The organism is Desulfosporosinus cupriresistens (genome assembly GCF_001707885.1).
Lineage (GTDB): Bacteria > Bacillota > Desulfitobacteriia > Desulfitobacteriales > Desulfitobacteriaceae > Desulfosporosinus.
Genome location: NZ_MASS01000007.1, coordinates 103044 through 109602, shown reverse-complemented (window position 1 = coordinate 109602; position 6559 = coordinate 103044). Strand labels below are relative to the sequence as shown.

At 40.7% G+C, this 6559-nt stretch carries 7 protein-coding genes; 4 read left to right on the top strand and 3 right to left on the bottom strand.

The features are described from left to right. Positions 1-1034, top strand: a 1034-nt coding sequence (locus tag DSBG_RS04615) for a S1C family serine protease (RefSeq protein ID WP_068963053.1), incomplete at its 5' end; no start/stop codon positions are given. Between the two features lie 579 nt (positions 1035-1613). Here DSBG_RS04615 and DSBG_RS04610 read toward each other — a convergent pair. Continuing rightward, on the bottom strand, positions 1614-2129 hold the full coding sequence (locus DSBG_RS04610) for a cytochrome c3 family protein (RefSeq protein WP_242877406.1): 516 nt from the start codon (positions 2127-2129) through the stop codon (positions 1614-1616). Positions 2130-2330: 201 nt separating this feature from the next. On the opposite strand from DSBG_RS04610, the gene DSBG_RS04605 reads away from it, so the two are divergent. Beyond that, positions 2331-3392 carry a cytochrome c3 family protein gene (locus tag DSBG_RS04605; RefSeq protein WP_083236727.1) on the top strand — a complete coding sequence of 354 codons (1062 nt, stop codon included), beginning with the start codon at positions 2331-2333 and terminating at the stop codon, positions 3390-3392. Between the two features lie 278 nt (positions 3393-3670). Here the strand turns inward: DSBG_RS04605 and DSBG_RS04600 are convergent, their stop codons facing one another. After that, positions 3671-4006 (bottom strand): L,D-transpeptidase, encoded by a 336-nt coding sequence (locus DSBG_RS04600; protein WP_068963051.1) that lies wholly within the window; start codon positions 4004-4006, stop codon positions 3671-3673. Between the two features lie 30 nt (positions 4007-4036). Then, the gene (locus DSBG_RS04595) at positions 4037-4648 is read right to left on the bottom strand and encodes a D-Ala-D-Ala carboxypeptidase family metallohydrolase (RefSeq protein ID WP_068963050.1); all 612 of its coding nucleotides are present in this window, start codon (positions 4646-4648) and stop codon (positions 4037-4039) included. Positions 4649-4895: 247 nt separating this feature from the next. Between DSBG_RS04595 and DSBG_RS04590 the strand changes: the two genes are divergently transcribed. Both DSBG_RS04590 and DSBG_RS04585 read left to right on the top strand, forming a co-directional pair. Beyond that, positions 4896-5648: an ABC transporter ATP-binding protein gene (locus DSBG_RS04590; protein WP_068963049.1), complete on the top strand. Its 753-nt coding sequence runs from the start codon at positions 4896-4898 to the stop codon at positions 5646-5648. After that, complete coding sequence (locus tag DSBG_RS04585) at positions 5629-6549, top strand: SufB/SufD family protein (RefSeq protein ID WP_068963048.1); 921 nt, start codon at positions 5629-5631, stop codon at positions 6547-6549. Before DSBG_RS04590 ends, DSBG_RS04585 begins: the two co-directional genes overlap by 20 nt. Positions 6550-6559 lie beyond the last annotated feature (10 nt).

The window sequence follows — 6559 nt, the reverse complement described above, 5'->3', positions numbered from 1 at the left end:
ATCCGACAAACGCAGTTTCCTCAATTCAAACAGCTAATTCTTCATCCAAATCCCCTTCAATAGCCCAGGTTACCAACCCTACTACCACCCAAACCAATTTCCCTGTTGCGCAAATCGCTAAGGATATCGGTCCAGCTGTTGTTGGCGTTTCTAATTTCCAATCGAGCCGAAGTTATTTCGGCGATTCAGGGCTTCAAGAAGTTGGAAGCGGTTCTGGTTTTATTATTGATGCTCAAAAAGGTTATATCGTGACAAATAATCATGTGATCGATGGAGCCAAAAAAGTTACTGTCAGTTTGAGCGATGGACGTAATCTTGATGCGAAAATAATTGGTGCCGATCCACGTACAGATCTCGCAGTATTACAAATATCTGATACCAAAAACCTTACTGCTGTTAAGCTTGGAGATTCTTCAAAAATAGAAGTTGGTGAATCAGTGGTTGCTATTGGAAACCCTGGTGGTACAGAATTTGCACGCTCCGTGACCACTGGTGTCATCTCTGCGACGAATCGCACACTTGACATACAAGGCGAGGCAAGCTTCAACTTAATCCAAACAGACGCAGCAATAAATCCCGGAAATAGTGGCGGGCCACTCGTGGATTATCAAGGACAAGTCATTGGAATCAACTCGGCAAAATATGCAGAATCGGGCTTTGAAGGAATGGGTTTTGCTATTCCTATTTCAGACGCCACCCCCACTATACAACAATTGATCACTTCAGGTGTCGCCAAACATCCCGCACTCTTAGTGAGTACAGACGATCAATACAACTTATACGCGCAAAGCAATAATAAACCTCTTGGAGCCTATATTTCAGAAGTGACGCAAAATGGCCCCGCAGCTAAAGCTGGAATTGTGAAAGGGGATGTCATCACCAAGATAAATAATGTTCAAGTTCAGAATTCATCAGACCTTATTCATGAACTGTACAAATATAATGTTGGAGGCAAAATAACCATTACCTATATCAGAGATGGTCAAACGAAAGAAGTTCAGGCAACGCTTGGAGAAATTTCCTCAAATCAGTAAATGGGTGAAACTTAGTCTCCCTAAGCAGTAACGAAAATTCCAGTTTGTGTCGAAAATAAGACAGGCTGAAAGTATTAGTAATACATTCGGCCTGTTGCCTATGGACAAACTTTTACAGTTCCAATATTAGAGAATTGCATTGCCTTTGCTTTGGCAAATTAACAGGTTTTTCAAAATAACAATCGTGTTTTTCCATGCTGGGATAAAAGCTGGCAAAGATTTATAATTACCTGAGCAGCAGAAAGCATTGACGGAGACAAACCAAGGACATTTATCACAAGCAAAACAAAAATCAAAAATTTCGCGATATGCCTTCAGCCATTAAAACATGCGTGACAAAGATGCTGAGCATCACAGAGAATTTGAAAACGGCTATTGATGCTGGAGAATTTAGCCCAAGTATTAAATGTATTAGCAGTAAATGAATAGTAAGTAAAAATCCCGTTTAGACTAATTTCTAAACGGGATTTCCTTTTTTCTCAATAAGCTGGAAATATGGGATACGATTCAGGAATACCTATGAATCCTATCCCTTTAATTTTTTATCATTTCCGACTGAATATTTTTTGCTAAAATGAGTCAAGACCCCGCTTTAGGGGTGTGTCCTACGTTACCGTGACAGGTAATACAGCTAACCTTTCCATCAATCATGGGTTGATGACTTATTGGTGGCGCATTCGAAGCAGACCCAGGCGCTAGAGTAATGTTTTTGGCTTTTGGGTACGCGCTGTCTTTACCACTATGACAATACAAACAAGCATCCGTATGTGGCGTCCATTCGAGTTTAGCAGGGACCTGATTAGTGAAATGCAGATAAACCTCTTTGTAACTACTCAATTTCCTTACTATGTAGCCCACATTACCAGGTGCAGCGTGACAACTCAGACACTCGACATCTTTGTGTGGCCCTGTTTCCCACGATGCAACCCGAGGCGCGATCTCATGACAAGAAGTGCAAAATTGTGGTCGAGAGGTGTAGTGCATCCCTGCATATGCTCCAATAATCAACACTACAACTACTATTAATCCAATAAGGACAGTTTTTTGGGTTCTGCTAGCTTTAGCAGGTTTTCCCTCGCTTGAAGCCAACCTCATCACTCCTTTTTAGTGACTTATACTACTCTTCATTACGCAATCTTATTGTAACTACAAACTTTAGAATTTATGTATTATGTAAATTTACGAGGAAATAATTTATGAAATTTTGGCAGGATAACATTTCGTCGTTAGTATAAAAGGAATTTTTTTCGGCAAACTATTTATGTTTAAAGAACCTGAGAAGGAGGGATTTTTTCAGTGAATCGACTTAGAATTATGGTATTAAGTCTAATAGTTTTAGTAACTATCATGTTAGTAGCTGGCTGCAGTACTCAGCAACCTACTCCAACACCTTCAACTCAAACGACTCCAGCAACCCAGGTTGCAAATGTGACTGCCACCTATGTTGGTGAAAAAACCTGTCAAGGTTGCCATCAGAAAACAAACTACGACAAAACGCCCCATTATCAATCCTTTAAACCTTTATCAGCTTATAAACTAGATAAGACCTATGGATCGATTACCGTATATGACGGTGCAGCCGATAATGCAAAGTCAACAACAATAGATTTAAGCAAAGCCCTTGGGGTAGAAATGGATACCTATGTAGTGGCTGAAATCCCTAAAACTGCTGGTTTTGCAAAACAGTTCTATCGAGTGGGCAAACTCGTCAAAAACCCTGACGGCACGTATAAGATCGATAGTCCTGGCTTAGTCACTGGAACCCAGAATTGGTCAGCAGGAGATTACAGCTGTGCTAAGTGTCATAGCCCTGGTATGGGTGGTGGTGGAACACCTGATTACACAATAACCTGCGAAGGTTGTCACGGTCCTGGTAGTGCGCACGTCGCCGCAACAACGAACGAGCAGAAAAAAGCAACTATGGTGTCGCCCACTTCTGAGATTTGCTTAACGTGCCACAAAAGTGATCCAACGAAAGATCCTAAGTCAGGTGCTATTATTGCGACGAACCACTATGGTACACGCGACTATACTTTCAGCAAACACAACACTACTGGTATGATCAATAGTTGCTTAACTTGCCACGGCCCACACGGTACCAACGCGACTGGCCGATTACTACGGAAAGATAATCCCAACGACATTTGTGTAACTTGCCATGCGGGGAAAAATTACGACGTGAAGACCATAATGTGGGATAATAAGTCTGATCCTCACGGTCATATGACTGCTGACCACAGTTTCACTGCTGTTCCAGAGTCCGCTACTAAGGTCAATCCGACAACCAAAAACGTAGAAATTGTAGATCCAACGGTTCTAGACATGATTAAGAAAGCATTACCAGACCTAGCCAAGTAACACGAAATAAGAAAGATCAAGGCTTGTCCGTAGGACAAAGTCTTGATCTTTTTTTGTGTGGTTGGGAAATCAACCATTTTATTCATAAACCTCTCGACCATGTCCGCTGGGATAACTTAGCTTCCAAAGGAAACTAATCAGGGAGATTGGATCCAAGAAGAAAGCCTGAAAATGTTCGGTGACCTGCCTATATATCGTATACCCAAATAAATAAACTTTTTTAGTTGAAGCCAGCACTTTGTGCTGGCTTCAACTAAATCCCGGGTTAGGATATTTGATTATGCTCTTATAGTTACCATTACTCCAATCGGCACAATCTTGGAAAGTTCTATTACATCCGAATTGAACATTCTGACGCATCCTTTGGACACTTGTTTACCAATGGATTGAGGATCATTGGTACCATGAATTCCATAGTGGGGTTTACTTAGTCCCATCCACATTACTCCAAAAGGTCCTCCCGGATTGGGGGCCTTATTTATAATTCTAAACGTACCCGTAGGTGTTGCAGTGAGCATCTTTCCTATGCCAACGGGATAGGTTTTAATCACATTACCATCCTTTAACAAGTAGAGTTGCCTATTGCTTTTGGAAACAATAATTGAATACGCCACTTAAACCACCCCGTGTATTGATTATTCTCCTCAGCATCCGCGATAGCCGGTATCATGAGCGTTAGTCTTCAGGTTGTGTAATAATTGATTAAACGTATTTGGCTGGCTCGTTGCGGACCATGAATTTTGAATTCCCCAAGCGTACCAAGGATAACAGGGAATTCTATCACATGAGGGGCAATCATATTCTGTTCCCCAAGCGGTATTCCCACTGCCGTCATATACATCCACGTGCACATGGCCTCCTACACTCATTAAGTTCCCATAAGAAGTTCCGTATTGTTTCATTACTTCAATTCTGCGAAAACCAGCATGATACGCTGCTTCTGCAACTTGAATAAAGCTTTTTCTTGGGACTGTAATATCAGCTGCCAGCCCTGCACCATGTGGGTTTGATTCTCTGCGATAGCCACTCGTAACTATAATGGGTACTCCTAATAAATACCGCATTTTCTGCAAATCATCGACCAGTTTTTCCATGACACCATATGGATGGATTCTCTTAGGATTAAATTCCTTCATTTTGAAATTATGGCGGATGTGTTGATTATCCCGGTAATAATGACATTTGCCATTATAAGAACGTAAAACTCCATAACCATAGGGCACGTGATTAAGGCACCCTGTATCTTTAATGCCCACGTAATTCCCCCCTATCGAACGTCAATCTAACTAAAGCAATATATGTAAGGAGATCGTATTTGGTTATAATATAAACTTCAGGTACTCTTCACCCCAGAATCCATACTCTTTTTGTATATAAGAAACAAGCTTGGAAAAATATATTCTCCAAGCTCAAAAAAATAATTAATAAATCTTCTACAATAAATTGTCGGATTATGATATTCTGGAACATGGACAACGGATAAGCAATTAAGGAGGAATAGTCATGCTTGAAATACAGGGAGTATCTCTAGAAACAGATGGAGATAACCACGTTGAGATTCTGAAGAATATAAATTTAAAATTCTATGATAAAAAAATATATGTTGTCACCGGTCCAAATGGCGGAGGTAAATCTTCATTGGCCAAAATCATTATGGGTGTCTATAATACTACCACAGGTAAGATTCTACTCGATGGGCAAGACATTACAACCATGAATATCACCGAAAGAGCTCGTCTGGGTATTGGGTATGCTTTTCAGAGTCCACCTCGTTTTAAAGGAATCAAAGTCAAAGACCTTCTAAAGATGGCTGCCTCGTATAATCCTGAAAAAGTTAATATTTGCGATTTGTTGTATGATGTAGGTTTATGTGCCCAAGATTATCTCAACAGAGATGTTGACACCAGTCTCTCAGGAGGAGAAATGAAAAGGATCGAAATTGCTACCGTGCTTGCACGGAATCTAAAGCTTGCAGTTTTTGACGAACCCGAAGCAGGAATTGATTTATGGAGCTTTCAGAAGCTTGCGGAAACGTTTAAAAATATCCATATGAAATATGATACAACGATCGTTATCATTTCTCACCAGGAACGTATTATGGAGCTTGCAGATGAAATCATTTTGATGTCCAATGGGACAATCAGCGCGCAATCCGAAAGGGATATAATTCTTGCTGGAATTTTAAATACTGATGCTTGTGCATGTAGCACTAAATGTGAGAAAGGGGTTGGTCAGAATGTTGAATGCATTGGATAAATTAATGCTGGAAAAAGTGGCCGATCTTCATGAAATACCCCAAGGAGCTTACAATATTCGAAAGAATGGAGCAGGGGTCCAGCGGAATACAACGGCTAATATTGATATCATAACCAAAGAGGACAAATCAGGCATTGATGTAATTGTAAAACCTTATACCAAAGGAGAAAGTGTCCATATTCCGGTTATTGTAACTGAGGAGAACATCAATGATGTTGTCTATAATACCTTCGAAATCGGAGAATACTCAGACGTGTTGGTCGTTGCTGGCTGCGGAATCCATAATTCAGGAGACCATGCATCACAACACGACGGAATACACAACTTTTTTGTGAGAAAAGGTGCCAAACTTAAGTACGTAGAGAAGCACTATGGACAAGGTGAAGGACAGGGTCAGCGGGTTTTAAATCCAAAGACCATTATTGAGGCAGAGGCAGGCTCTGTTGTCGAACTTGAACTTATTCAAATAAAAGGAATTGACCGCACTAAAAGGGATACTGAGATCCGACTTATGGATAATGCCAAGCTTGTGGTCACAGAACGGCTCTTGACCTATATGGATCAAGAAGCAGAATCAAATATTACTGTCGAATTACAAGGTGCGGATTCTTCAGCCCAAATTATTTCACGATCCGTTGCCCAGGACGATTCAAAGCAAGAATTCTATTTCGATTTAGTAGGACGAAATAAAGGCCGTGGTCATATACAATGCGACGCCATAATTATGCATAATGCTCAAGTTCTTTCGACCCCTAAAATTTCAGCCTATCATAGCGAAGCGCAACTCGTACATGAGGCAGCCATAGGGCGGATCGAGTCCGAACAGTTAATTAAATTAATGTCAATCGGGTTTTCGGAAAAGGAAGCAGAGGATACCATTCTCAATGGCTTTCTTAAATAGATAATACCTA